The organism is Halomicronema hongdechloris C2206, from assembly GCF_002075285.3.
In the GTDB taxonomy this organism is placed as follows: Bacteria; Cyanobacteriota; Cyanobacteriia; order Phormidesmidales; family Phormidesmidaceae; genus Halomicronema_B; species Halomicronema_B hongdechloris.
The window spans coordinates 2,439,112-2,464,751 of record NZ_CP021983.2 but is presented as its reverse complement, the minus strand read 5'-3'; the positions used below and the strand labels follow the sequence as shown (position 1 = coordinate 2,464,751).

General features: G+C 56.6%; 22 protein-coding genes. 12 read left to right on the top strand and 10 right to left on the bottom strand.

All coding sequences use genetic code 11. From position 1 onward, the window contains the following. The first annotated feature begins 47 nt into the window (after positions 1-47). The 6 genes from glpD to XM38_RS11085 all read left to right on the top strand — a co-directional run bounded on the left by glpD (position 48) and on the right by XM38_RS11085 (position 7,895). Entirely contained in the window at positions 48-1,742 is a 1,695-nt protein-coding gene (gene glpD, locus XM38_RS11110) for a glycerol-3-phosphate dehydrogenase (RefSeq protein ID WP_080812699.1), read from the top strand. Between the two features lie 52 nt (positions 1,743-1,794). Next, on the top strand, positions 1,795-2,778 hold the full coding sequence (locus XM38_RS11105; protein WP_080812697.1) for an NAD(P)H-dependent glycerol-3-phosphate dehydrogenase: 984 nt from the start codon (positions 1,795-1,797) through the stop codon (positions 2,776-2,778). Positions 2,779-3,161: 383 nt separating this feature from the next. After that, entirely contained in the window at positions 3,162-5,216 is a 2,055-nt protein-coding gene (locus XM38_RS11100) for a cation:proton antiporter domain-containing protein (protein WP_080812695.1), read from the top strand. 121 nt (positions 5,217-5,337) lie between these two features. Then, positions 5,338-5,964: a precorrin-2 C(20)-methyltransferase gene (locus tag XM38_RS11095; protein WP_256995589.1), complete on the top strand. Its 627-nt coding sequence runs from the start codon at positions 5,338-5,340 to the stop codon at positions 5,962-5,964. 74 nt (positions 5,965-6,038) lie between these two features. Further along, the gene (locus XM38_RS11090; RefSeq protein WP_137455080.1) at positions 6,039-7,172 is read left to right on the top strand and encodes a hypothetical protein; all 1,134 of its coding nucleotides are present in this window, start codon (positions 6,039-6,041) and stop codon (positions 7,170-7,172) included. Positions 7,173-7,184: 12 nt separating this feature from the next. Further along, entirely contained in the window at positions 7,185-7,895 is a 711-nt protein-coding gene (locus XM38_RS11085; protein WP_080812691.1) for a hypothetical protein, read from the top strand. Positions 7,896-8,135: 240 nt separating this feature from the next. Here the strand turns inward: XM38_RS11085 and XM38_RS11080 are convergent, their stop codons facing one another. The 6 genes from XM38_RS11080 to pedR form a co-directional block, all read right to left on the bottom strand. Further along, positions 8,136-10,037 carry a transketolase C-terminal domain-containing protein gene (locus XM38_RS11080; RefSeq protein ID WP_088429838.1) on the bottom strand — a complete coding sequence of 634 codons (1,902 nt, stop codon included), beginning with the start codon at positions 10,035-10,037 and terminating at the stop codon, positions 8,136-8,138. 396 nt (positions 10,038-10,433) lie between these two features. Continuing rightward, positions 10,434-12,386 (bottom strand): hypothetical protein, encoded by a 1,953-nt coding sequence (locus XM38_RS11075; protein ID WP_088429836.1) that lies wholly within the window; start codon positions 12,384-12,386, stop codon positions 10,434-10,436. Between the two features lie 264 nt (positions 12,387-12,650). After that, positions 12,651-12,812 carry a hypothetical protein gene (locus XM38_RS25930; protein WP_187329367.1) on the bottom strand — a complete coding sequence of 54 codons (162 nt, stop codon included), beginning with the start codon at positions 12,810-12,812 and terminating at the stop codon, positions 12,651-12,653. Between the two features lie 6 nt (positions 12,813-12,818). After that, on the bottom strand, positions 12,819-14,141 hold the full coding sequence (gene hisS / locus XM38_RS11070) for a histidine--tRNA ligase (RefSeq protein WP_080812685.1): 1,323 nt from the start codon (positions 14,139-14,141) through the stop codon (positions 12,819-12,821). A gap of 83 nt (positions 14,142-14,224) precedes the next feature. Further along, the gene (locus XM38_RS11065) at positions 14,225-14,560 is read right to left on the bottom strand and encodes a hypothetical protein (protein WP_088429834.1); all 336 of its coding nucleotides are present in this window, start codon (positions 14,558-14,560) and stop codon (positions 14,225-14,227) included. A gap of 149 nt (positions 14,561-14,709) precedes the next feature. Further along, on the bottom strand, positions 14,710-14,997 hold the full coding sequence (gene pedR, locus XM38_RS11060; RefSeq protein WP_080812682.1) for a photosynthetic electron transport-dependent transcriptional regulator PedR: 288 nt from the start codon (positions 14,995-14,997) through the stop codon (positions 14,710-14,712). A gap of 263 nt (positions 14,998-15,260) precedes the next feature. On the opposite strand from pedR, the gene XM38_RS26960 reads away from it, so the two are divergent. Further along, positions 15,261-15,728, top strand: coding sequence for a DUF4168 domain-containing protein (locus XM38_RS26960; protein WP_080812679.1), 468 nt, complete (start codon positions 15,261-15,263; stop codon positions 15,726-15,728). A gap of 150 nt (positions 15,729-15,878) precedes the next feature. On the opposite strand, the gene trpD is transcribed toward XM38_RS26960, so the two are convergent. Then, positions 15,879-16,943 (bottom strand): anthranilate phosphoribosyltransferase, encoded by a 1,065-nt coding sequence (trpD, locus tag XM38_RS11050; protein WP_088429832.1) that lies wholly within the window; start codon positions 16,941-16,943, stop codon positions 15,879-15,881. 284 nt (positions 16,944-17,227) lie between these two features. Here trpD and XM38_RS11045 point away from each other — a divergent pair, with 284 nt between their 5' ends. Together XM38_RS11045 and XM38_RS11040 are read left to right on the top strand one after the other, a co-directional pair. Further along, the gene (locus XM38_RS11045) at positions 17,228-17,719 is read left to right on the top strand and encodes an orange carotenoid protein N-terminal domain-containing protein (protein ID WP_088429830.1); all 492 of its coding nucleotides are present in this window, start codon (positions 17,228-17,230) and stop codon (positions 17,717-17,719) included. A gap of 4 nt (positions 17,720-17,723) precedes the next feature. Next, a complete protein-coding gene (locus XM38_RS11040) occupies positions 17,724-18,125 on the top strand; it encodes a nuclear transport factor 2 family protein (RefSeq protein WP_088429829.1) in 402 nt (133 codons plus the stop codon). 9 nt (positions 18,126-18,134) lie between these two features. Here XM38_RS11040 and XM38_RS11035 read toward each other — a convergent pair whose 3' ends face one another. Together XM38_RS11035 and XM38_RS11030 are read right to left on the bottom strand one after the other, a co-directional pair. Further along, on the bottom strand, positions 18,135-18,581 hold the full coding sequence (locus tag XM38_RS11035) for a hypothetical protein (protein WP_080812670.1): 447 nt from the start codon (positions 18,579-18,581) through the stop codon (positions 18,135-18,137). Between the two features lie 200 nt (positions 18,582-18,781). After that, positions 18,782-20,182, bottom strand: a complete 1,401-nt coding sequence (locus XM38_RS11030) for a TldD/PmbA family protein (RefSeq protein ID WP_080812667.1) — start codon at positions 20,180-20,182, stop codon at positions 18,782-18,784. A gap of 75 nt (positions 20,183-20,257) precedes the next feature. Between XM38_RS11030 and XM38_RS11025 the strand changes: the two genes are divergently transcribed. Together XM38_RS11025 and XM38_RS11020 are read left to right on the top strand one after the other, a co-directional pair. Continuing rightward, positions 20,258-20,470, top strand: a complete 213-nt coding sequence (locus tag XM38_RS11025; protein WP_080812665.1) for a hypothetical protein — start codon at positions 20,258-20,260, stop codon at positions 20,468-20,470. Positions 20,471-20,518: 48 nt separating this feature from the next. Beyond that, positions 20,519-21,088: a DUF3611 family protein gene (locus XM38_RS11020; protein WP_080812663.1), complete on the top strand. Its 570-nt coding sequence runs from the start codon at positions 20,519-20,521 to the stop codon at positions 21,086-21,088. On the opposite strand, the gene XM38_RS11015 is transcribed toward XM38_RS11020, so the two are convergent. Continuing rightward, positions 21,085-21,753, bottom strand: a complete 669-nt coding sequence (locus XM38_RS11015) for a DUF1614 domain-containing protein (RefSeq protein ID WP_080812661.1) — start codon at positions 21,751-21,753, stop codon at positions 21,085-21,087. The genes XM38_RS11020 and XM38_RS11015 overlap by 4 nt on opposite strands. A 131-nt stretch (positions 21,754-21,884) precedes the next feature. Between XM38_RS11015 and XM38_RS11010 the strand changes: the two genes are divergently transcribed. Then, complete coding sequence (locus tag XM38_RS11010) at positions 21,885-25,580, top strand: hydantoinase B/oxoprolinase family protein (protein ID WP_088429827.1); 3,696 nt, start codon at positions 21,885-21,887, stop codon at positions 25,578-25,580. Positions 25,581-25,640: the final 60 nt, after the last annotated feature.

The following is a 25,640-nucleotide window of genomic DNA, read 5'->3' as shown; positions in this document are numbered from 1 at the left end:
GGGCAGTTGTTCATTAACTCCATCCCATTGATTAGACTTCTTGACCCATGCGTAACTTTAAAGCGATCGAGAATACTGCGTTTGACGTCATTATCATTGGTGGCGGCATTAATGGGGCGGCGACGGCCCGGGACGCTGCCCTCCGTGGCCTGAAAACGATTCTGGTGGAAAAGGATGATTTTGCTGGGGGCACGACCAGTTGGTCGACGCGCTTAATTCACGGCGGCCTTAGATACTTAGAGTATTTTGAATTTCACCTGGTGCGAGAGTCTTTGCATGAGCGGGAAGTATTGCTGCATACTGCTCCCCATATTGCTAAGCCGATTCAGATGACAATTCCTATCTATCGCAGTGGTTCCCGCAGCTACCGCATTATTCAGGCAGGAATGATTCTCTATGACCTGCTTAGCTATGACAAATCCCTGCCAAACCATCGCATGCTGTCTAAGGCCAGTGTACGGCAGCTGTTTCGCGCCATTGACTCGGAGGAGCTGACTGGAGCCGCCCAATATTATGACGGTCAGGCTGAACATGCAGAGCGCCTGTGTTTGGAAAACCTACTGGATGCCCAACAGGCGGGAGCTACTGTGATGAACTACACCGAAGTGGTCGCCATCGAAACGGAGCAAAATCGCGTCGTCAGGCTCACCTGCCGGGATACTCTGGGTGGAGAAACCTTCCAACTACAGACCCACGAGCAAACCGTTGTGGTGAATACCTCGGGGCCTTGGGTAGATAAGGTGTGTGGCTTGAATCCCTCGCAGCTCAGCAAGGGCCGCAAGATCGGGGGAACGAAAGGCAGCCATATTATTGTTGACCCGTTCCCTGGGGCCCCTGAAGGCGCGTTGTATGTGGAGGCCAAATCTGATGGTCGTCCTTATTTCATTGTGCCCTGGTTAGGTCAGTATCTGATCGGCACCACCGACGAGCGCTACGATGGCCCTCTGGACCACATCAAGGCTAGTGATCAGGAGATTGACTATCTCATCACTGAGACAAATCGAGTGCTGCCGGCCGCTCATCTGACCCGTGAAGACGTTAAGTTCACATATTCCGGGGTACGCCCACTACCGTTTGCCGAAGGTAAAAAGGCTGGCAGTATTACCCGAGCCCACATTCTCCATGACCACACGGAGGAAGGGGCGAGTAATTTAATTTCATTGATTGGCGGAAAACTGACCACCCATCGCCAGGTGGGCGAAGAATTTGTCAACGCTGTCTTTCGCAAGCGTAAACAGGCGATTCCGGCCTGTCCTACCCACAAGCGGCCATTGCCGGGAGCAATCCTACTGGATGACCCCCGGGTAGAGGAGCTCCATGCCCGTTATCAGGGACGCATCCCGGCCCCAGTGTTGGATCATTTGTTGGGCATGTATGGTGCTCGCACTGAAAAACTGTTGGCGCTAGTGGATGAGCAGCCTGAGTTGGGAGAACCGATTGTGGCTGGACTATTAGACATCAAGGCTCAGATCGTGTTTGCGGCACAGGCTGAGATGGCTCAGCGGTTTACCGATATCCTGCGTCGGCGCACCACCATTGCCATGCACCAAAAGTATGGATTTGGGGCGCTGCCCGTGGTGGCCGATGTGCTGCGAACCTACTGTGGCTGGAGTGAGGAGCGGTGCGATCGCAACATTCAGCTCTATCACAGCTACATGACAGCTAACTGCATTCCAGACTATCAGCTGCAAGCCGGTGCCCTGCCCACTCCCCTACAGACGGCTACCGCTAGTTCTGACTGAAGCGGCTTACAATGGGCCATGGACAATAGCCACTCGTTTAACCATACTTTTCATGACTGCTGAGACTCGCGACGCCCTATTTACCCAGCTAAAGCACGCTCCCCAGGTCAATCTCACTATCTTGGGAGCCGGGGCATGGGGAACTGCCTTGGCTGCCCTGGCCACCAATAATGGGCATCAGGTGCGCATCTGGTCCCGGCGAGGAGATCTCAGCCTGGCAGAGGCCGTCGATGGGGCCCAAATTATCCTCTCAGCTATTTCCATGAAAGGGGTCTCAGAGGTGGCCAAACGCCTAAAAGCCCTCTCCATTCCCGAGAACACCATCTTGGTCACCGCCACCAAAGGGCTTGACCCCGAAAGCACCCTCACTCCCTCGCAGATTTACCACAATACCTTTCCCAACCACGCCATCGTGGTGCTATCAGGGCCTAACCTATCGAAGGAAATTGAACAGGGATTACCCGCGGCCACGGTTGTTGCCAGTGAAGATGTGCTAGCCGCGGAAGCCGTGCAACACCTCTTTGCCTGCGAGAACTTTCGGGCCTATAGCAGCACGGATCCCCTGGGAGCCGAATTAGGCGGCACCCTGAAAAATATCATCGCCATTGCCGTCGGTGTCTGTGACGGACTCAAATTAGGCTACAATGCCCGAGCCGCCTTGATCACCCGGGCTATCCCAGAGGTGATTCGCATTGGCACTCACTTAGGGGGCCAAGCCGAAACCTTCTTTGGTCTCTCAGGCTTAGGGGATATGTTGACCACCTGTACCAGCCCCCTCAGCCGCAACTACCGAGTCGGTTATGGCCTCTCCCAAGGCAAAGAGCTGGAGCAGATCCTAGAAGAACTAGGGAGTACCGCTGAAGGTGTCAATACTGCCCATGTACTCAATGAAATTGCCCGTCGCGAGAAAATATATATCCCCATTAGCTACGAAGTCCATCGGCTGTTAAATCACGAGATTTCCCCGGAAGAAGCCGTGGAGTCCTTGATGGAACGGAAACTCAAGCAAGAATCCTATGATGAAGTATTGAGCTAAACTCTCTGGCGTGTGGGGCCTGTCATCTCCCTATCCCCATGTCTCACACCCCATGTCTCACAGTAGAGCAGTTATTCTATCTATTTACCGATAACTCTCCATCTCCCCATCCTGCCACGCCCCCCCTTCCCTCGTATGCCATCGGGGTTCATCAGTCTGCTTCAAGCAGAGTGGTATTCTAGACAGAATCGCCGGTTGCTCTTGGCTAGTCTGCTGCCTTGAGCTTAGCGCGTTACCCTAAAGGGTAACCGATGACATTGAGCGACTTTACCGGTAGACCCAGTTGCTCTCAAGTGCACAGTTCCACGCCATCATAACCCTGGGTGCCACGCTGTCGTAGTTCTCTAGATAGTGTGGGGACGGCCAACTAGCTGTGCTGCCTTATGGACGCTCCCTTTGAGGTCACGTTACAGATCGTTCTGACAGTCCTGGCAGGAATTTCCGCCCAGGTCATTGCTGAGTACTTCAAAGTGCCCAGCATTATTTTTCTACTGCTATTTGGCATTGGCCTGGGACCTGATGTCTTAGACTGGCTGCACCCCCAATCGTTGGGCATTGGCTTAGAGGTGATGGTCGCCCTCAGTGTGGCCTTGATCCTGTTTGAAGGGGGGCTGAGCTTAGAACTGAAAGACCTGGGGCAGGTCTCCACTAGTCTGCGAAACCTAGTCACCACAGGCATTTTCGTAACCTTAATCGGCGGCGGCATGGCTGCTCACTGGTTGGGAGAGTTCCCCTGGCCCCTGGCCTTTCTCTATGCCTCTCTGGTCGTTGTTACCGGTCCCACCGTCATCAACCCCCTACTCCGCCAAGTCAAGGTCGATCGCAAGGTGGCCGCCCTGTTGGAAGGAGAAGGGGTCCTCATCGACCCGGTGGGGGCCATCCTGGCAGTGGTGGTCCTAGATATTATTCTGAATGGAGATGCAGCTCCTATCTCTGTGGTCAGTGGTCTGTTAATCCGCTTAGGGATTGGAGCTGCCATCGGTGCTCTGGGTGGGGCCATCATTGGTCTATTTTTGAAGCGGGCTGACTTTCTCTCAGAAGAACTCCGCAACTTGGTGGTCTTAGCGGGGTTATGGGGACTATTTGGTCTGGCCCAGAACATTCGCAGCGAGTCTGGTCTGATGGCGGCGGTGGTGGCCGGCATTGTGGTGCGCGCCCTCTCGGTTCCAGATGAACGGTTGCTGCGGCGCTTTAAGGGACAGCTCACGATTCTGGCAGTATCGGTGTTGTTTGTGTTGTTGGCCGCCGATCTCTCCATCGCCAGTGTGTTTGCCCTGGGGCGAGGGGCGCTGCTGACGGTGCTGGTGTTGATGCTGATTGTACGGCCTCTGAATATTTGGCTCTGCACCCGTGATAGTGATCTGGACTGGCGTCAAAAAACATTTTTGAGTTGGATTGCTCCCCGCGGCATTGTCTCGGCCTCGGTGGCCTCATTGTTTGGGATTTTGCTGACAGACAATGGCATCAGCGGGGGCGATGCCATTAAAGCCCTAGTATTTTTAACGATTATTCTGACGGTGCTGGTGCAGGGGCTATCGGCTCGGTGGGTAGCTCAACTGCTAAGACTCACCTCTAGCCAGTCTAGTGGCGCTGTCGTTGTGGGCTGTAATCCTCTCAGCCTGTTGATTGCCCGGCTCTATAAAGAACATGGAGAATCGGTGGTGTTAATCGATACCGATGAGGAAGCCTGTCAACAAGCTGAGCAGGAAAATCTCAAGGTTTTCCTCAGCAGTGCCCTCGATGTCAATGTGTTAGAGGAAGCTGGCCTAGCGTCGGCGGGAACGCTGTTGGCCATGACCAATAACGGTGAGGTGAATGCGGTCATTGCCCAGAAAGCCCTGGAAGAATTTCAGCCGCCTCGGGTTCTGGCTGTTTTCCCGAAAGATAAGTCGCCAGAGACCCTGCCCAGTAAATCTCGGGTGCAACCGGCCCTGACACCACAAATTTCCCTCAAAACCTGGAATAACTACATTCGAGATGGGGCCGTGCGCCTAGGGGAAACTCGCCTACGCTCAGAGGGCACGCTGTTCCAGCAGGCTCATTTGAAGGCGTTAATTCGCAGTAAGGAACTGGTCCCTTTGCTAGTGGAGCGTGATAATCGGCTGCGGGTAGCCTTGGCAGAGGATACTTGGCAAGTGGGGGATCGCATCATTTACCTGCTGCATGATCCTAAACCCAAGTTGTTGAAACGGTTGTCTGGTGGCAATCAACCCACCAAGCTCACCCTGGAAACCCTCCCCACGGTAGAGGAAGTGCCGATGCCATCGCCGATGGTGGAACCGCCGCCCCCGCCGCCCCCGACTGCCACTAGTTCTGCAGATGGCGCTATGGCCCTTGACCAGGACTCGCCCAATGGGCGCACCCCCTCCTCTCCCGCTGGGGAACCATCTGAGGCCCAGCCAGAACCAGAGGCCCAATCGGAATCTGAAGAGGGGTGATGGCACCATCTGATGCTGACGTAGTAACTCCCCTGGGGCGACTCTACGGCATTGGGGTGGGACCGGGGGACCCGGAATTGATCACGGTAAAAGCCCCCTGCGCCGGTTGCAGGCTAGCCCGGTGGTGGCCTTTCCCGCGGGGCATGATGGGTTGGGGGTGGCTCAACGGACCCTGATGCCGTGGTTGCGGTCAGAGCAACAGCAGCTACCCCTGAGCTTCAGCTTTAGCCAAGATCGAGGACAGCGGCAGTCTGCGTGGCAAGAGGCGGCGGCACAGGTCTGGGGATATCTGCGGCGGGGCGATGATGTGGTGTTTGCCTCGGAGGGAGATGTCAGCTTTTACAGCACCTTCACCTATTTGGCCCAGACTTTGTTGACATGGCATCCCCAGGTGTCTGTTGAGGTGGTACCGGGGGTGTGTTCGCCCCTCGCAACTGCCGCGGTATTGGGTATCCCGCTGACTATTCAATCTCAGCGGTTAGCTGTATTGCCTGCCCTGTATCGGGTAGCGGAATTAGAGCGGGTTCTGGACTGGGCTGAGGCGGTGGTGCTGATGAAGGTCAGTTCAGTCTATCCCCAGGTATGGTCAGTGTTGCAGCAGCGAGGCCTGTTGTCCTGTAGCTATGTGGTGCAGCATGTTACCTGGCCGGATCAGCTGATCTATACCGATTTACAGCATCATCCCAACTTGGAATTGTCTTATTTTTCCGTGATGATTATTCAGGTGGCTGCGAATTCGCTAGGCTAGATGGAGATCGGGGCAAATGGGCACTGTTTGCCACGGTTAACGTCGTATGTAGTGAGGAGTCGGTGCGATCGCATATGGCAACAATCGGGTCAAGTTTGCCTTGGTTAAAAGCATTAGCGCAGCCGCAGTGGATTGCGGCGGCTGTATCAGTCACTGTTCATGGCGTGCTATTCGCCGTAGGCCCTTCGGTGTCCAGCCTCAGCTTAGCCTCTGCAGACGATACAGTTGACCGGGCCGAACGGACGGTACCGTTGATTGAACTGACCCCAGAGGAACAGGCCAATCTCCCCGCCTTTGCCACCAACAACAGCCTCATGCCGGGGCTGGGTCTAGAGGCCTTTGAGCAGGGTGACCCCTACTCTCTATTCTCGGATCCAAACAATGGTAATGGTGTAGATACCCCGTCTACTCCACTACGCCAGGACTCCTCTCCCCTGGGGGGATCAGACTGGCCACCGCCGAGTCCCTTCGACATTGGTATTGCGCCCTATTCCGAGACCCCTGTCCCTACCACCCCTGCCCCTGGACAGTCCCCGTCGACACCACCGGCAACAGAGACCCCGTCCCCAGGCCCAAGGACTCCGCCAGCCACAACTAGGCCCCCCGCTTCGACCCCCACTCCCACTCCCAGGCAGACCCCTGGGACCGCTAGCCCATCTGGTCGAGCCAGAGATCTCGATGGCACTGTCGCCGCCGGCAGCCATCAGAGTCGCTCTCGCCAGGGCACTTCTGGTTCTACCTCTACCCCGGCCACAGAGACCCCAGCCCAGGGCAATCCAGAAGCGCTCATTAGTAAACTTCAGCGCTATAACTACAGCCCTGACGGCACCGCTGAGGCTGAGGTTGAGGCAGCCCTAGAGGACTGGACCCAAGCTGTGCGGGACGCTGCCGACCAACCAGAGTTGCAGCCCGCCGAACCGATTGAAGTGTCCATCACCTACTCCCGCCGGGTCTGCCTGTCCCAGGATCCCCATGATGGCTTGGTCGGGGTCTTGGTGGCTCCAGGGGGAGAGATCGTCGATCAGCCTCAAATTCTCAAGAGCACCGGCTATCCTTTCTTGAATGAGCGGGTGCAAGCCTTTGTGGCGGAACAGGAGTATTCTGATATTGAAGATTACACGGCTTATCTGTTTGAGTTTCAGATGAGCCCGGAGACAGAGGACTGTGTTGATCCCAACAAGATCTTAGAGTCCCAAACGTCAGAATAATGTTGCGAGACCATGACCCCTGAGCAAGAACAGCATATTGCCGAGCTGCGGCAGCGGCAGCTCTCTCCCAAGCAGATTGCTCGAAATCTCGGCCTGCGCCCCGCCGAGGTCAAAGCAGTGATTCAGGCCCAAGCTAAAGCCACTACCCAAGACCGCATTGCCAGAGGTGAATTGCCTCCCTTGGAACAGTGTTTGATCAATGAACATGCCGCCCAACAGTTACTGGATCCATCTCCCGAAGCCTCGATAGAGGATGGTGTGGGCGGGTTAGCACAGGTGTTCGTCGTCCGGCGAGAGGGGATGCGATACCTTGTGGCTAGCTACTTAGTGGACTATTGGTGTCTGGGCGTTAAAGACGCCATGGGGCCCCAACGACTGAATCAGACCCAATACACCGCTATGGTGGAAAAAGCCTACGACAATTTCCATCAGTCGTCTCGGGTTATTTCCTTAGCCCAAGCCCAAGCCGTCGTGTTAGGAGCCGTAGACTACGCAGCGCGATTGGGCCTCGCTCCTCACCCTGGTTTTGAACAAGCCCGCAGCCATCTGGGAGTTCCGGAACAGCCCCTTCCCGCATTGTCCTTTGGCCGCGATGGCAAACCATACTATATCAGTGGTCCCTATGATGACCCTCAACACGTCATTGCCTGCCTGACTCAGAGCGTTGGCGAGGGGAACTTTGACTATTTGGTTGCGGCTGAACCGCCGATGTCGGATTGGTAGAGGGTCCTAGCTGGTGACCAGAAGCTGCAGGGAGCACCTGAGATCCCGAGCCACTGTCTCGGAGATGGCGCCTTCGGCTAGCAGAGTTTCGATTATTGGTATTTGCCATGCACATCAAAAACAAGACTGTCAACCTGCGGAATGTCGGTAGAAACACTCCAAAAACTGACCGACAGAGTTGTCTTAGGCAGCTCTGTCGGTTCTGGGTAGTGGCTAAGTAGTGGCTAACTCAAGAGGAGGTTACCCCACGAGTCGCTTCACCTGAGCTACGACACTGTCGGGGTCGATGCCTTGATGGGGGAACTGCTCCCAGAGGCCACCACAGCCTTCTTTATGAGATCCCAGGTACGCATACTTAGGCGTATACCCCCGCTCTAGCAACCAGGAGCCAAACCGGCTACCTAGGCCGGTGCGGCGGTTAAAGGCTTCGGTGACCAGCACAAACGGTGCCTTGCCGATCTTGGCCATCATGTCTTCATCCACCGCATTCAGGGTGGCCTTGTTAATTAGCCCCACATCAATGCCCTGCTGCTTCAGACGCTCCACTGCATCCAGAGCCCGATAAAGGGCATCACCAAAAGCCACCACATAACCAGCCGCTCCTTCCCGGATGACTTCATCTTTACCGGGAGTAAAGCGGTAATCACCGGCAAACATCTCATTGCCATCGGTGTCTAAGATCATAGGCACCTTAGAACGGGTCGAGAAGACAAACCGCAGCCCTGGATCTGAAAAGATTGCCTTCACCACGGCCCGCATTTGGTTGGCATCGGCGGGGAAGTATAGACGAGTTTCGTAGCCATCCTCCAAGCCGTTGTCGGCGAACAGGTTATTGAGGCCGAAGTGGCAGGTATTGTCGGCCATGTCATCGACACCAGCGTGGGAAAAATGACACAGCAAGTTGGAGTAATTGAGCCGAGCCATGGAAATTTCAGAGATGACCATCTCCAGGAAGGCGCTGAAGGTGGCATAGATCCCCTGCTTGCCTTTTTCCATGCCAAAGCCGGCCGCTGCCGATAAGTTACCGCGCTCCATCACCCCACCTTTGATAAAGACTTCAGGATGGGCCGCTCGGATATGCTTGATGCCGGTGGACCCTTCCAGATCATTGTCGAAGACTTTAATGGTGTTTTTCCGGTCCAGTTCACTCATGCCGCCGAGGATTTCGGCGACGGTTTTGCCGAACACATTGCGGTTGGAATCCACATTGTCTGAGGAGCCCATGAATGTATAGGGATTTTTGGGCTTCTCCATGCCCTTCAGCACCTCAGCAGCCTGGGTCTGGCCTCTACCCTCTAAGTACTTGATGGCGGCATCTAGGGGAATGACATCGTGCCCCTCACTGGTGCCTTCAATCTCATCAATGCCGACGGCCATGGAGCGCTTACTGACCACTGCCACTGGTCCTGGGGTGGTAATGGCCTCGCAGATACGGGCATAGAGGCCATCGAGATCTTCTCCATCGCCTTCTAAGACTTTAAGGCCGTGGCCTTCCAAGGTACGGCGGACACTAAAGCCAGGCAGGTAGGAAGAGGGATGACCGGCAATGGTGACATCGTTGTCATCGATCAACAGCTTCACATTCAGATGCTGGGCCACGGCTAATCGAGCCGCTTCGGCGTCATTGCCTTCCTGCTGAGAGCCATCCGAGCCGAGGCAAAAGACGGTTTTACCTGGGTTGGCCAGGGCGACACCATTGACGTAGGGCCACATGTGTCCCAGGCGACCAGAACTAAATTTAACGCCGGGGGTTAGTCCCAACTCCGGGTGGCCCGGTAGCTTTTGGTGCGCTTGACGATAGAGCATTAGCTGCTCAGCCGGTAGATCGCCGTTGATGGCTGCCATCAAGTATTGAGTTGCCACGCGGTGTCCGGCTTCATCGAAGAAGGTGGGGACAACCTGATCAGGCCCACCCCGAAAGATAGCGTCTAGGATCATCACTTCCGGTACGGTGTCGTAAGGCCCGCCGGTGTGACCTCCGACCCCGTGCGCGGCCCCAGTGGCCGTAAAGAACACAATGGCATCGCGGCAGAGTTGAATATTGGCCTTGAGAGCCGTGCGCTGCTCATCCGTCAGAGTAGGATTGGCCGGATCTAGAGCAATGCGCTTATAGGTACTTAAATCAATGGGAAAGGTCGTCATGCTGTATGTCCTACACGCTGGCTACAGAAAGCAATAGACTGCATTTACCTGGGCCCCGCCGTTCTTTAGGGCAGGGCTTCAGCGTCTAAATGCAGATAGATATCCCAAGTCCCGCTCGAACTCGAGCGTTACCCTGGCAAAACTCCAGGTCTGGCTTGGGACAAGAGGTGATAAGAAAAGCGATGGCAAAGGTAAGCCTGTAGTATTGATACAAAATTTTATGCCAAGTCCAACTCCGTATCTGGAGCTCTTCTTCAAGCAAATCGACAAGACTAGACTCGGCCACGATTTATATGAGCTACTCCTACCTTAATAAATAATTTGCACGAACTGAAAACTTATACAGTAAGAACAGGTTAAGGGAGTAGTCCCTACAGGTTTAGCTCAGGCAGCTCATCAAAGGTCCAACTCATCAAAGGAGACAGACGGGGCGGCGGCAGGTGCGATCGCACGTTCCGCTAAGGCTCGGTAACTCTCCTGCTGGGTCACCATATCGATGGAAATAGCGGCAAAGCGCACCTGCAAGCACCCCAGGGGCACCTGGAGTGATACGCTAGCGGCCAGGTTACCCTCTCCATCGGGGGCCAGATCCATAATCTGGCGAGAGTCGCCGATGGAGGTGCGGCTCTGGGGATCGATCAACCACAGGCGGCAGTAGAGACGGTTGGGATGGAGCGGCACCTGCAGTCTCAGGGTAATGGTTTGCCCGGCTACCAGGTCTCCCTCTGGAATCTCGAATTGAGGCGTGGGTGGCACCAAGATGTCATCATCATCAATGGGGAAGGTGTCACCTGTCGGTGGTATCGTAGCGTCTTCAGGCACTTCTGAGGGCTCATCGTCATAAATCACCACCTCTTGGCCCGTGGGCAATTCCAGAGGGGCCATGAAGGTAGGTAACTCGGGGGCCGTCGTCGGTTGTTCTGCATCATGAGCAGGAAATTGCACACCAGCGGCTTCCATCTCGGCCTGACGATGCATGGCAGATTGGTAACTGTCAACGGCCAGGGTGCTCAACCGCTCCCAGAAACGGGACTGCCAGTTCAACCCCTCGGTCGTAGCACTATCTTTGGCCTCAGAATCACCAGTACCCTCATGGGCATCCTGGCGATCATGGTGAGCCGAGGCATCTGGCTGGGGCGAGGTCAACCCGCTGGGTAAATCAACGGCTGGTGGGGTGGCTGTCTCAGTTTGGGAATCCGGCTCTGACATCTCTGGAAGGTCTACAGCGTCAGGGCTAGGGGTAACCTGAGGCAAATCAGGTAAGCTCAGCTTACCCTCAGTCGGAGGCACAGAAGGCCGATAAATCTGTGGAGGCAGGGTAAATCCACTCTTGGGGCGCAGGACACTAAATCCCGATGGGTTAGTGGGTAGATCCAAGGGGTGAGGCAATGCCTCAGCAGCAGCAGGTTCTGCTGCTTCGGGGGGCAGGGATAGGTCGTCGATGCCGTCGACGAGAAAGGGTTCAGCCTGATTGGCTATGGTTGTCAGCAGATCTTCTAAGCCTACGGTAACTGTTAGCGGCTGAGCCGCCAGGGTGAGGCCATCGTCAGTCAACAGGCAGAGTTCGCCAAGCAGCAGGCGAGTATCGATATCTCTGGGGAGAGATAGCTCTAAGTGGAATGGGGCCGGTAGGGCGGTCACAGCTAGGGACTGCTGAGTGATAGCCACTTCAGTTAACTGTTGCGGATCCCGCAAGGTCAGAATCAAGCGTCCGGTGAGACAGGTGATGGCCTGGTTAGCCTCTATTTGGCCGGCAATGTGCAGGAAAGCTCCCCGCTGGGCCAGATAGGTGCGACGGTTGAGGGCCAGGGTGTAGCAGGCGGTGGTGGTAGGAGGCTCTGCCTCCGGAGGGTCGTGGTCGTCTGGGGGCGTCCCTTCCTCAGGGACAGGATTATCACTTAGCGCCAGAGCTTCCCCATCGTCCTTGGCAATATCTTGGTCAGCCTCATTGCCCAGGGAGATGATAGAGGTCTCCGAAGGCCAGGGTTGCCAATCGTCGCCATCGGCATCGTGGGCTAGCACTTGCAGCCGTACAGTGGCTACCCAGTTCTCAGGGGCGTCGTCGGTATTGCTGCAGCGTAGCTCCCAAGCTCCAGCTTGCAGCCAGGTGAATGGCATGACGACTAAGAGTCCGTCTTCGTTGGTATGGTCAACTCGCTTTAGCACCCGTCGCTTGGGGGGTAACTGATCTAGCAGCAGCTGGCTGATACGAATTTGAACTGGGGTTTGGGGACGTTGGGAATGGGCCATGACCCGATAGCGTCCTGCCAAGATTTCTACCTGTCCGGCCTCCAGGGGCAGCCAGGTCTGATCTCCCTCTTTCTGCAGTAAAAATTCCCAATAGGCCATAACCCACCCTCTGCAGCACTGATAATCTTTGTCGTGGCGTTATACCAAGTTGAACTTGGTGTTGGTCGCGTTTTCTGGGAACCGTCAGCTTTGGACTTGGATAGGGCTTGATACTGCAATAGGTCGCAGCTGGGGCCCCAGTCGATCGCTCAATAGCCAGTGCCGGACAGGCTGATGGCCCCATCACTACACTGGGCTCTGTGGCAATTACTATAGCGGTCATCGTAGCGGCTAGAGCCTATCACCGCAAACTTATGCTATGCCTTATGGATGCAACCGGGTCTCGGGGGCCATGGTGAGTCCCATGTCATGGGCTAATATCCCCCTAGGGTCATCTCTCGGTGCCATCAGCCACAGGTGTACCAGGTGTCGCCGGTAAAGCCAGCCGGGGTTGCCGGGGGGGGGCAAGACTGGTTCTGAGGGCAACGGGGATTACTCTTGGCTGTTTCGGGCTGCCGCCAGTTTCTGGCGCCAGGTGGCGGCTTCGTTGACCAGGGCTGTCTGGTTTAGCTGGATCTGCTCTCCACTCTGAAGCCACTTTAGCTGGACGGTGCCAATTTCTGCTTCGCTATCGCCGAGGATTAAACATGCGATCGCACCGCTACGGTCGGCCCGCTTAAACTGCTTACCAAAGGCAGCACCACTCAAGTCTAGCTCGGTGGTCATCCCCTGCTGGCGCAACTGGTAGGCCAGCCGTAGGGCTTGGGCTTCCGCCGCAGGTCCCCGAGAGACCAGATAGAGATCGACCGGATTTGGTGGCGGCGGAGCCAGCTGTTCCAGTAACAGGCTCAGGCGCTCTAAGCCAATGGCCCAGCCCACCGCCGGAGTGGCAGGTCCCCCCAATTGCTCCACTAAGCCGTCATAGCGGCCACCACCACAGACCGTAGCCTGGGCCCCCAAATCTGCTGATTGAATTTCAAAAGCCGTGTGGGTGTAGTAGTCGAGCCCCCGCACCAATCGGGGATTGAGGTCATAGGCAATGTCCAGATCGTTGAGGTACTGCTGCACCTGGTCAAAATGCCGTTGAGAGTCGGGACCCAGGTAATCGAGGATGCTGGGAGCGTCTTGGGCAATGGCCTGGGTCTTGGGGTCTTTACTATCCAGGATGCGCAGGGGGTTGCGGTTCAGCCGCTGGCGGGAATCCGCATCTAACTCGGCCTGGTAAGGGGTGAAATAGGCCACCAAGGCCTCGCGATACTGCTGCCGATCGGCAGTAGTGCCTACAGAATTGAGGTGAAAGGTTAGGGTTTGCAGTCCCAACGCCTGGAGAAAATCGGTGGCCAGGGCGATCACCTCCACATCGGCTCGCGGGTCGTGGCTGCCCAGTACCTCTACCCCCAGCTGGTGGAATTGCCGCTGGCGGCCCTTCTGGGGCCGTTCATAGCGAAACATAGGGCCGGTATACCAGAGCCGCTGCACCCCTCCCTGACCATGGAGCTTGTGTTGAACATAGGCCCGCACCACCCCAGCGGTGCCTTCTGGCCGCAGGGTGACTGAGCGTTCCCCCCGGTCCAAGAAGGTATACATTTCTTTACCCACTACGTCGGTGGCCTCGCCGATGCCCCGCTCAAACAGCCGAGTCAGTTCGAAGATAGGAGTGCGGATTTCCTGATAAGCGGCCCGCTGCAAGATGTCACGGCCCATGGCTTCAATGCGCTGCCAGGTAGTGACGTCGGCCACCTTGATCGCTTGCCCCGCAGATTGTCGTTGGGGCAGAATGTCTTCAGTTCCAGGAAGGGATTGCAACGGCTCCATGGCTAGCGATCCAGATGCGATCGCAGACTCGACAAATCAACACTGTAAAGGGGGGACTGCCCCGAGGCAAGGGAGAGGACGCCTCAAGCAGACGACTTAATCGTCTCCCAAGCACCATAGCGCTGGCCATAGTAGGCCAAGATCGCCTCTACCTGGGTCTGATACAAACGACTATGGGTTTCGGGATAGCGAATCCACAAGCCCCCCACCGGACTCTGTAAATAATCAAATGTCTTCGCCGTCTGAGGCAATAGCCCTGTCTCCACCCCATCAATCAACCGTAAATGAGCCGCCACCTCCCGGTACACCATCAGCGGCAACTGGGGACAGTGCAGCTGGTACTGTAATTTTTTCACCGGAGCCGTCGTCTTTGGTGACGTCTGCGATGAGGTTGTCTTTGGCGACTGAGACTCTACCATGATTAGCTAATCCGAGACATCAACACCCCACAGAATTGCCTACCTAACTCTGCCATGGCAGCAGGGGGTTGACCATTGGTCCCCATCCCTGTCCCCTAGCCCTGCCCCGTGGCAACTTAGGGACATCCAACTGGCGCCGCCGGAGTCTACTAGGGAACGCTGTGGCCATTAGTAACATTGGGCAAGGTGCAGCAATTAACCTGGTCAATGCAGACTTTACCCCACTGCAAAGCCCATCGTACCAAAGACACTCGATTGCCTGTGGCCGTTTTTGTCAGGATGTTGCTGATATGATTGTCGACCGTACGCTTGCTAATCTCCAATTGCTCAGAGATCTCTTGATTGGTCAGACCGGCAGCAACTAGCTCGACAATCTGTAGCTCTCGCTCTGAAAGCTGACCATGGATATTGGCCGGAGAAAACTCGTTGCCTGCCATAATACTCTGCCAAATACTTGTGTATAAATGCTTAGGTTACTCTTAAACTATAAGCGCTTATTCTCCCCCAAGCAGCCTCTAGTGCTGTGATCAACTCCAATTTTGACGTCTGCGATGTTTGGGTTGGGCTTGGACTAAGGATGTCTCTTCCCCCTGCGCCCGACCCCGGTAGACATCTCGGTAGACATCATGGCTCCACAGCACTCAACCACCGACGTGAGAGCGGGGATGCTACGGTTGAGGCAGCCAAGATTGACTTTGCCATGCCTCTGCTCTTCCAATCTGTACCGCAGATCCTTGTTCAACTCTACGGCAGCGTTGGCCGGACCCTGATCCCCTTGATCTTGGCAGCCCTGTTGGCAGGGGTAGGAGTAGCTCCTTCGGCAGGGGTGGCGGCTCCTGTTGACTCTCCCCCCGAGCAGGCAGATCAGATGGCAGAACCTGATGTCAGCCTTGATGTCAGCGATATTCCTTCCGAGAAGGTTAGCCAATTCGTCACCGCCTATCTGCAAGTGGTTGAGTTGGTCGAACGCCGCGAAGGTGAATTGCAGCAGGCTGAAACCGACTCTGAATCTCTACAAATTCAGCGGGATATTCAATCGGAAGCCTTTGCCCTAATTACCGACGCTGGCCTGACTCGGCAAGAGTACTGGCAATTGTTGGGACTGGCCAACAGTGATCCAGACTTTCGCGAGCGGATCCTGGCTCAGCTGGAAGAAGCTACCCAATAACCTGGCCCAATAACCCGGCCATGACCACCTGGATAGCCGCCCTGGATGATACCGCCATTCAAGCCCTGGGCCAGTCTCTATGCCGTATCGGTCAGTCCTCAAGCCCACTGGACCGGGGCCACACAGGCTCTTCCTGCGGGCGTCCCGTAGCTACCGTAAATAGCCCACGAGCTGTTGTAGCTTATCCCAGGCTGCGCCACTCTGCAGAACTTCTCGGGCAATAGAAATGCCGTGGCTGATGGCCTCCTCCAGGGTACTGCCTTGGGTACGGCCGCCGACTTTCAAGGCGAGGGCGGCATTGAGCAGGACGACATCTTGCTGGGCTGGCGTGCCTTTACCTTGTAAAACCGCTTGTAAGATAGCTACATTGTCCTCGATATTCCCTCCTTGTAAGGCGGTTTTAGAGGCTGCTGTGAGGCCAAAGGTACGGGGGTCAATTACCTGGTCAGATATCTGTCCATCTTCCAGCAGGGCGATATCGGTTTTGTCCCCCAACCCAGCTTCATCCAGCGCCTCTCGCCCGTGTAGCACCATGGCCTGAGGTAGCCCCAGTTGATGTAAGGCTGCGGCCATAATCTGCCGCACCGTTGGATCAAAGACTCCAATCACCTGCCCTGTGGGGCGCAAGGGATTCACCAAGGGACCTAACAGGTTAAATACGGTACGCACCTTGAGTTCACTGCGCAAAGGCGCCACTGACTTCATGGCTGGGTGCCAGCCCCGAGCAAACAGGAAGGTGATGCCCACCTCCTGCAGGGCACCTCTGACAGCCGTCGGATTAGCATCCAGCGTCACCCCTAGAGCTTCCAACACATCGGCAGATCCGACCTTGCTGGAGGCAGAGCGATTGCCATGTTTAGCCACCGCCACTCCAGCTCCGGCAGCGACGAAGGCAACGGCAGTAGAGATATTAAACGTATGGGCCCCATCTCCCCCAGTGCCACAGGTATCGATCAGAGGGGTTGAGTGTGCCTGCGGCTGGGCTCCTCCTAGGGACTGGGCCTGCAGCACTCTAGCCATACCAGCTAGCTCGTCAGCAGAGAAGCCCTTGGCTTGCAAGGCCGCTAGGATTCCCCCTGAGAGGACCGGGGAAATGGCTCCGGCCAGCCACCCCTGCATCAGGGTCTCAGCTTGGGGCACCGAGAGGGACTGCCGATCGATGAGTTGTTGTAGCAGGGTAGGCCAGTCTTGAGTCTGGGAAGGGGTGGATGGCATCACGATGAAACTTGAGGGCTGGATGAATTGCTCGATATCCAGACTACCAGAGGGCAGGGCAGGAGGATTGATTAGCGAACCTGATGACTGTCAGCTAGCCCAGGGGTTGTCAGCGCATGCTTTTGCCTGGATTTGCTTGGATCCCAGGGGACTTTTCTCTGGGGAACATTTAGTGTGGCATGTAGAACACATAAGCGATCTCTATACCAAACTTCGTGACAATCGCTGTATGTTTGTTACATTTATTCATAGAGACGCTCTCTAAACGCACAACTGAGGTATCTATGACTTACGCTGTTGACCGCACTACATCCCCTGCGCTTCAGGTAGTGCCTAATGCGATCGCATCCTTCCGGCAGCTCTCTGCCGACGAGCAACTGGGCCTGCTCTGGGTGATCTATGAAAACATGGGCGGCGCCATCACCCCTGCTGCTCCTGGAGCGGCACGTATGCAATTTGCAGAAGGGCTGCTACAAGATGTAAAGGCGATGCCCCAGCAAGACCAATTGCAGTTTATGCGGGACTTGGTCAATCGGATCAACACCGAGCACACTCGGGCCTACGGAGTGTTGAGCAACAACACCAAGCTAGCCTTCTGGTATCAGCTGGCTGAGTTGATGCGCACCGGCGAAGTGATTCCCGTACCGTCTTTCTATAAGCTGCCTGAGCAGGCCTTGGCTCTCTTTGGTCAGATCTCCAAGCTCGAGTTTGGCCAGCAAATCACGGTACTGCGTCAAGCCGTGATGGAAATGGGCGTAGATCCTCTGGCTGCTTAAGGTGATGGCATCAGTCACATCAGCATCCGCCACCTTGCCAGGGCTGATTCCCGCCGTTGCCGAGTACATTGACTCCTTCAACCAGGGCGAGTTCGACGCAACGGCGGCCCTATTCGCTCCCCAAGGAACGTTGCAACCGCCCTTTGAAGAGTCAGTAGTGGGTCGCGATGCGATCGCAACCTACCTATGCAGAGAAGCTCAGGGCATGCATATCGAGCCTCAGCAGGTTGCCGTCGAGAAACTAGACGCTGGCCATCGGCAAGTGACTCTGAAGGGACGAGTGACTGCCCTGGTATTCAAGGTTAATGCTGCCTGGATATTTCACCTGACTGCTGACAATCAAATTCAGCGAGTGGAAGTTCGACTACTCGCCTCCCTGCAGGAGCTGCTATCACTGCAGCGATAGGCTGGTCAATTAAGCAGCCTTGACTGCAGCTGGCTGGGTCCACGCCTGCATCAGCAAGTGACGACCCAGCATGGCGTGCTCAGGTGCACACTTCCAGTCAGGATGAGCCGTCATTAGCAACGACTCCAAAGCCTCTCGATCGAATAAATGAGTGACCTCAGCGCCCGCAACGGTTGCGGCTACGCCGTAGCAATTGGGGGCAATACATTGAATAAATAGTTCCTGGGATGACCCCGTTGGCCAGCTGATGACATCTCCCGGGATCAAATCCCGCAATTGCAGGATAGCTTGCCTAACTGTTTCAAAATCTGCCGCCAAGAGCCCAGGCAACATGACCGTCAGCCGCTCATCGCCATTGACACGCATCCAATAGCGCCGCAAGGGATCGATGCCGATTAACCAATTTAGATCGTCGTCAAGATGATAACGGGGAGTTAAGGAAAACCGTGACTGCATGGATAGCCGAGAACTCACCTACAAGGGTCAACCGCTGGCTGACCGCCTATTTCCAGCATTATTGAGGGAACTCTGGCTATCAATGTGACGCAATAAAAGTTTAGAAAGATAGATAGATCACATTAACTTATGTAAATAAAGAGATCTAGGCGGACTCGGGTAATCCAGAAGTAATCAGGCTTGTAGGCTAGTGCTAGTCCTTAATCCATGGCATCGCCACCCACCACCACATTGCGAATGCGCAGACTGGGTCCGCCACAACCTACCGGTAGGCCGCTCTGCCCACCCTTGCCACAGCCCCCCGATTCATCCCAATAGAAGTCATCTCCAATGGCTTCGATGTCGGCTAGGGTACGAAAGACATTGCCAGAAAGGGTAACATCTCGCACTGGCTCCGCCAGTTTGCCATCACGAATCATCCAGGCTTCCCCGGCGGCGAAGGTAAACATTTCACCATTGGTCATGCCCCCCAGCCAGTTACGGGCATAGACGCCAGTTTTGATGCCATTGCAGAGATCGGCCACCGGGATATTTCCTGGTTCAATCCAGGTATTGGTCATGCGCACCAGGGGAGGGTATTGGTAACTGAGGCAGCGGGCATTGCCAGTGGCCGCTTCTCCTAGTTTGCCTGCTGTCTCTCGGGAATGGAGACGACCGACTAAAACGCCATCTTTAATCAACTGGGTGGTAGTCGCCGCAGTCCCTTCATCATCGTAGCGATAACTGCCCCGATGGCCAGCAGGAGCAGCCCCATCAAAGATCTGCAGGTCTCGGGGACCAAAGCGCCGGCCTAGCGTCATCACCTCTAGCAGGTCCGGGTTTTCGTAGGCCATGTCGGCCTCCGAGAGATGACCGAAGGCTTCATGGACAAAGAGTCCAGCTAGGATGGGGTCGATCACCACTGTGTAGGCATCACCCCGCACCGTCGGTAGGTCCAGGGCCGCAACCGCTCGTTGGGCTGCCGCTTGCACCCGTTGATCCAAGTGCTCGAGATCTTCGTAGGCTTTGCGGGAGCCAACGGTCTCGCGCCCCGTCTGGACTGTGTCACCATTGCGGGCCGTGGCGGCAAAGCGCATCTCCATATCGGACCAGGATTGCTCAATCAGGGTGCCTTCCGAGGTGGCCAGCAGCACCTGCTGAGCGATGTCCCCATAGCGAACGGAGGTGGAGGCAATGCGGTCATCGACACGCCGCAAAATGTCTGCATAGTGTTGACACAGGGCTTGTTTACGGTTTAAGGAGATGGCCCGCGGATCGCTCCCTTGTAGGGGCAGTCGACAGGTCGCTTGAACGGCCTCCACGGGAGCTAGCAGAGTCTGGTCGTCTCCCACCAAGCGGGCAGCAGCTATGGCGTCTTCAATCCGCTCAGGCAGCGTAGCCAGTTGGTTGAAGCTGGCAAAGCCCCAGCCGCCGCGATGGCAGGCCCGCACTTGACCGCCGAGAGCCATGGCTTCGCTCAGGGTCTCGACTTGGCCTCCCCGCAGCAGGATATCAGTACTCTCGGAGCGCTCGAGGCGAATGGTCAAGTAATCGATGCGATCGCAATAGTGTCGCATCCAATCCGTCAGTAACTCCTTCGCCTGATCAATGGAAAAGGCCATGGGGCATTGGCAGTAATGCATCCTCCCCATTGTGCCTTGAGAGAGCCATCATTGCCATGCAACGCCCTCCAATGAGTGGGGGCAGGCTCGCAGGCGGTTACAGACCAAGCCATCGACCTGCGGCGTAACCCTCCCGAGTCGGTCGAGGCCTGGCCTCAGCGTCCCCACGATGTCCTTACCTCCTGTGACGCCGGACAAGCCAACCGAGACATTCTCGATCACGCAGTCTTGGCCTATGCCAAATTTACCTATAGCTATAGAGCCAAGGCTCTGGCAAGATTGGAATGAACGCTATCTAGGGTCAGCCATGGCCTTGGCATTGCATACAGGCGCACTATGACCGGTGAACTCGACTATTCCCTGCCCCCAGCAGTACGCCGCATCTCTGGGAACTTCCGCCGCTTCGGCTGGATCAGTTTCTGGGCCCAGCTGGTGCTGGCCATTATCTCCAGCCTGGTGATCCTATTCGCCATCGCCAGTGGGGGCGCCGGCTCCGATAACAGCACTAACGTCGGCACCGGTGGCGGCCTAGTGCTGGCCATGCTCGGGGTAGCCGTGGTCTATGGCGGTGCCTACTGGGCCTTTCGCTATACTCGCCTGGCTCGCCGCCTACGCAGCCGCGACGCCGCCGCTCGACCTAAACCCAAAGATGCCATGCAGGCCCTACAGACGGGGTTGATCGTTAACCTGGTAGGCATGCTACTGACCCTACTGGGGGCGGGAGCCATCACCGGTAGCCTGATTGGCCAGTCTCTGCGACAGCAAAATGTCAGCGGCTTCAACATCACTCAGCTGGTGAAGCCCATCGATATTTTCGTCGTCCAAGCTAACACCAACACGTTGCTGGCTCATTTTATTGGCATTGTGGCCACCCTTTGGTTGCTACGCACCATTAGTCGAGCTTAGGTCAGCAGCAATGCAAACAAGCCGCAGAGGGCAAGGCCATCGAATACTCCAGCGCCGCCGATGCTGAGCACGCCCGAGGCCATAGCGGTGATGTCTTTAAGATGCAGCAGATCGGCTCCAATCAAGGTCCCCAAGACGCCTCCGGCGAAGGCCACGGATGGGGCTTGTCCCGCTGCAAATACCAGGGCAGTCGCTGCCGCCGTTAGAGGGGCTAGCAAGGGGTTCATCTGGATGCCGATGCCGGGAACAACATGGGCGGCAAAGTAGCTAACCACAGTCACGATGGCGGTCACCAGGAGAATGCTAAGGGGATTGGCTTGGCTAAATTGGTACAGGGCTAACAGTACCGGAATCAGTCCACCCCCTAGATTTAGGGCAACTACCACCACTTGTCGCATCTGCACCAGGGGAATACCCCAGAACTGCCGCTGAAACAATTGCATGAATTCATCTAGGGGATCTGACTGGGTCTCAACCCGATAAAGGGGAATATTCACAGTGCTGCCCAACAGAATCAGCAGCAATAGCAGCAGCCCAATCTCTGGTGAAAAGCCCAACTTAGCAGCGGCCACCTGCACCACATCGACGGTAAAGACAAACCAGATGAAGGGCAGCAGCAGGATCAACAGGACGAACAGGAATAGGGAGACGGGGAGGTAGATCATGGGGATAAGCAGAGTGCGAGAGCAGGCTTCCTAGAATAGATCCTGTCCCAAACCAGGCTGAGAGCGTTCTCTAGGGGAAGGCCTCAGATCTAGAGCCATACTTGGCATAGTACCGTCGTTGGAGTTTGCCCATGACCAGCTTGCCCCAAACCCCTGGCCGCTGGCAATTTTGGATTGATCGAGGAGGTACCTTTACAGACATCGTAGCGCGGCGGCCCGATGGTCAACGGGTGGTGCACAAGCTGCTGTCAGAGAATCCAGGACGCTATCAGGATGCCCCCCTGCAGGGGATACGGGGAGGTGTTAGGCCTGGCACCGGATGCCCCTTTCCCTACCGAACAGATCGAGCGGTGAAGATGGGCACCACAGTAGCCACTAATGCCCTCTTGGAGCGCCAGGGAGATCGCACGGTCTTGGTGATTACGAAAGGCTTTCAGGATGCCCTGCGCATCGGCTACCAACATCGGCCCGATATCTTTGCCCGTCAGATTGTCTTGCCGGAGATGCTCTATGAACGGGTGATCGAGGTGGAGGCCCGCTGTAGTGCCCAGGGGGAGGAGTTAGTGCCCCTGACCCCAGAGCAGCAGCAGCGCCTGCGGACAGAGTTGCAGCAGGCCTATGACGCTGGCATTCGCTCCTGTGCGGTGGTGTTGATGCATGGTTACCGCTATCCCAACCAGGAACAACAGGTGGGTGCGATCGCACGGCAAGTAGGCTTCCAGCAGGTCTCGATTTCCCACCAGGTGAGTCCCCTGATTAAACTGATTAGCCGTGGCGATACTACTGTGGTGGATGCCTATCTCTCACCACTGCTGCAGCGCTATGCGAACCGCATTGCCCAGGAACTGCAGGGCTGCCGCTTGATGTTCATGCAGTCCAACGGTGGCTTGACCGATGCCACCCTGTTTCAAGGCAAAGACAGTATTCTCTCGGGGCCGGCCGGGGGCATTGTGGGGGCGGTGAAGACCAGCCAGATAGCAGGCTACGAGCGCATCATCGGCTTTGATATGGGCGGCACCTCCACCGATGTCTCCCACTATAACGGCCACTACGAACGTCGCTTCGAGACGGAAATCGCCGGGGTGCGGCTGCGAGCCCCGATGATGGCCATCCACACCGTGGCAGCGGGGGGAGGCTCGATCCTCAGTTTCGATGGTAGTCGCTACCGCGTGGGACCGGCCTCGGCTGGGGCAGATCCCGGTCCCGCCTGCTACCGCCAAGGGGGGCCCCTGACGGTCACCGATGCCAACGTCATGGTGGGCAAGATCCAACCCCGATTCTTTCCCCAGGTCTTTGGTCCCCATGGCGACCAACCCCTGGATGGGGAGGTGGTGATACGCCGCTTTCAGGAGTTGGCCCAGACGATTCAGCAACAAACCGGTGATCAGCGCTCTCCGGAACAGGTGGCGGCGGGCTTTTTAGCCATCGCCATCGAAAAGATGGCCAATGCCATTAAGCAAATTTCGGTGCAGCGGGGCCATGATGTCTCCACCTATACCCTCTGCTGTTTCGGCGGCGCCGGGGGCCAGCATGCCTGTCTGCTGGCAGAACTGCTGGGCATTCGGGAAATCTTTATCCATCCCTACGCCGGGGTGTTGTCCGCCTATGGCATGGGCCTGGCCGATATCCGAGCCCTGCAGGAGCGCACCCTAGAGAAACGACTCACTCAGGAGCTGATGCCTGAGATGCGATCGCAGCTGGAAACCATGGCCAGCACTGGCCTGCAAGAGCTGCAACAGCAAGGCCTGGATGTGTCACCGTTGGCCTCTCCCCTAACCAGCAGTGAGCAGGTGCAAGTACAGCCCCGGGTCCACCTCAAATATGAAGGTACCGACTCTCCTCTGATAGTGCCCTTCGGTGAGCTGGAGCAGATGCGGCAACACTTTGCCGCCGGCCACCGCCAACGCTACGGCTTTGCCTTAGCCGATAAGCCCCTGATTGTCGATACCCTCTCCGTGGAAGTCATTGGCAAAGCCAGCCAGATCGAGGAGCCTTCCCTAGCCACCCCTCGCTCCCATTCTCTGCAGCCCAAGACCACCGTCTCCATCTACACTCGCAGCGGTTGGCACCACACCCCCGTCTATCACCGCGATCACCTCCACCCCGGCGATACCCTGCCCGGCCCGACCCTGATCATCGAAGCCACCGGCACCAATGTGGTGGAACCCGGCTGGAGTGCCAGTCTCAATCAGAAAGGGCATTTGGTGGTGAAAAAAGAGCAAAATGCAAGGCAGCAGGCAGCAGGCGCTACCCATCCACCCTCCTTCTGCTCCTCTCCCCCTCTCCCCCCTCCCCCTGACCCAGTCCTGCTGGAGATCTTCAACAATCTCTTCCGGGCCATCGCCGACGAAATGGGCGTGACCCTGCAGAACACCAGCTACTCCGTCAACATCAAAGAACGGCTGGACTTTTCCTGTGCCCTCTTCGATCAGCAGGGACAACTGGTGGCCAATGCTCCCCACATTCCTGTCCACTTAGGCTCCATGGGCGAGAGCGTGCAGAGCCTGATCCAGGCCAAAGGGAAGGTGCTGCGTCCAGGGGATGTCTATGTGCTCAACAATCCTTACAACGGTGGCACCCATCTACCCGATGTCACCGTCATCACCCCCGTCTTTCTGGAGGCCGACTCCCCCTTGTTCTACATGGCTTCGCGGGGACACCACGCCGACATCGGCGGCATCACTCCCGGCTCCATGCCCCCAAACAGCACCACCATCGACCAAGAAGGCGTCCTGATCGATCACGTTCTACTGGTAGAGCAGGGGGAATTCCGAGAAGAGGCGCTGCGGCGGCAGCTCACCCAGGCTCCCTATCCAGTTCGCAATCCCAATCAGAACATCGCCGACCTACAAGCTCAAATCGCTGCCAATGAGAAAGGCAGCCAGGAACTCGGCAAAATGGTGGCCACCTACGGCCTGGCCACGGTGCAGAGCTATATGCACCATGTGCAAGACAACGCCGAGGAGTGCGTGCGCCGGGTGATCGACGTCCTCCAGGATGGCCAATTCACCTACACCATGGACAACGGCAGCCAGATTCAGGTCACCATTACCATCGATCGACAGACCCGCCAGGCCGGCATCGACTTTAGCGGCACCTCGCCGCAGCAGCCCAATAACTTCAATGCTCCCGCCGCCGTCTGCAAAGCCGCTGTACTCTACGTCTTCCGCACCCTGGTGGATGACGATATCCCCCTCAATGCCGGCTGCTTCAAGCCATTGCAGGTGGTGATTCCAACTGGATCAATGCTGAATCCTCACCCCCCGGCTGCCGTCGTTGCCGGCAATGTGGAAACCTCCCAAGCCATTAGCAACGCCCTCTACGGTGCCTTAGGGGTCATGGCCGCCGCTCAGGGCACCATGAACAACCTCACCTTCGGCAACCAGCGCTACCAGTATTACGAGACCATCTGCGGCGGCTCCGGGGCCGGTCCCGACTTCGATGGCACCGACGCCGTACACACCCACATGACCAATTCCCGCCTCACAGACCCAGAGGTGCTGGAATGGCGCTTTCCAGTCTTGGTGGAACGCTTCCAGATTCGCCAAGGCAGTGGCGGCGCCGGTCAGCATCGCGGCGGTAATGGCATGATTCGCTGCCTCCGCTTTCGCGAACCCATGACCGTTGCTCTACTCTCTAGCCACCGCCGCATTCCTCCCTTTGGTCTACGGGGAGGAGCGCCAGGCGCCGTAGGTCGCAATCGAATAGTACGTCGAGATGGCACGGTGGTTCTCCTAAACGGTCAAGCCATGGTTCAAGTGGAAGCCGGTGACGCCATTGTGGTGGAGACTCCCGGCGGTGGTGGCTATGGGCAAGCACCTACCTAATTCCGCTATCCGTTCCAATCACCTCACCTTCTATTCACAGGGCCTATATAGCGATTCTCT

Bases quoted from the DNA above. Each gene is read 5' to 3' on its own strand.
- XM38_RS11080 (WP_088429838.1), bottom strand. From the start codon at position 10,037: ATGACGACCTTTCCCATTGATTTAAGTACCTATAAGCGCATTGCTCTA.
- XM38_RS11045 (WP_088429830.1), top strand. From the start codon at position 17,228: ATGACTTACGCTGTTGACCGCACTACATCCCCTGCGCTTCAGGTAGTG.
- XM38_RS11040 (WP_088429829.1), top strand. From the start codon at position 17,724: ATGGCATCAGTCACATCAGCATCCGCCACCTTGCCAGGGCTGATTCCC.
- XM38_RS26960 (WP_080812679.1), top strand. From the start codon at position 15,261: ATGCCTCTGCTCTTCCAATCTGTACCGCAGATCCTTGTTCAACTCTAC.
- glpD (WP_080812699.1), top strand. From the start codon at position 48: ATGCGTAACTTTAAAGCGATCGAGAATACTGCGTTTGACGTCATTATC.
- XM38_RS11105 (WP_080812697.1), top strand. From the start codon at position 1,795: ATGACTGCTGAGACTCGCGACGCCCTATTTACCCAGCTAAAGCACGCT.
- XM38_RS11100 (WP_080812695.1), top strand. From the start codon at position 3,162: ATGGACGCTCCCTTTGAGGTCACGTTACAGATCGTTCTGACAGTCCTG.
- XM38_RS11085 (WP_080812691.1), top strand. From the start codon at position 7,185: ATGACCCCTGAGCAAGAACAGCATATTGCCGAGCTGCGGCAGCGGCAG.
- pedR (WP_080812682.1), bottom strand. From the start codon at position 14,997: ATGGCAGGCAACGAGTTTTCTCCGGCCAATATCCATGGTCAGCTTTCA.
- hisS (WP_080812685.1), bottom strand. From the start codon at position 14,141: ATGGAGCCGTTGCAATCCCTTCCTGGAACTGAAGACATTCTGCCCCAA.
- XM38_RS11030 (WP_080812667.1), bottom strand. From the start codon at position 20,182: ATGGCCTTTTCCATTGATCAGGCGAAGGAGTTACTGACGGATTGGATG.
- XM38_RS11090 (WP_137455080.1), top strand. From the start codon at position 6,039: ATGGCAACAATCGGGTCAAGTTTGCCTTGGTTAAAAGCATTAGCGCAG.
- XM38_RS11075 (WP_088429836.1), bottom strand. From the start codon at position 12,386: ATGGCCTATTGGGAATTTTTACTGCAGAAAGAGGGAGATCAGACCTGG.
- XM38_RS11010 (WP_088429827.1), top strand. From the start codon at position 21,885: ATGACCAGCTTGCCCCAAACCCCTGGCCGCTGGCAATTTTGGATTGAT.
- XM38_RS11020 (WP_080812663.1), top strand. From the start codon at position 20,519: ATGACCGGTGAACTCGACTATTCCCTGCCCCCAGCAGTACGCCGCATC.
- XM38_RS11065 (WP_088429834.1), bottom strand. From the start codon at position 14,560: ATGGTAGAGTCTCAGTCGCCAAAGACAACCTCATCGCAGACGTCACCA.
- XM38_RS11015 (WP_080812661.1), bottom strand. From the start codon at position 21,753: ATGATCTACCTCCCCGTCTCCCTATTCCTGTTCGTCCTGTTGATCCTG.
- trpD (WP_088429832.1), bottom strand. From the start codon at position 16,943: ATGCCATCCACCCCTTCCCAGACTCAAGACTGGCCTACCCTGCTACAA.
- XM38_RS11035 (WP_080812670.1), bottom strand. From the start codon at position 18,581: ATGCAGTCACGGTTTTCCTTAACTCCCCGTTATCATCTTGACGACGAT.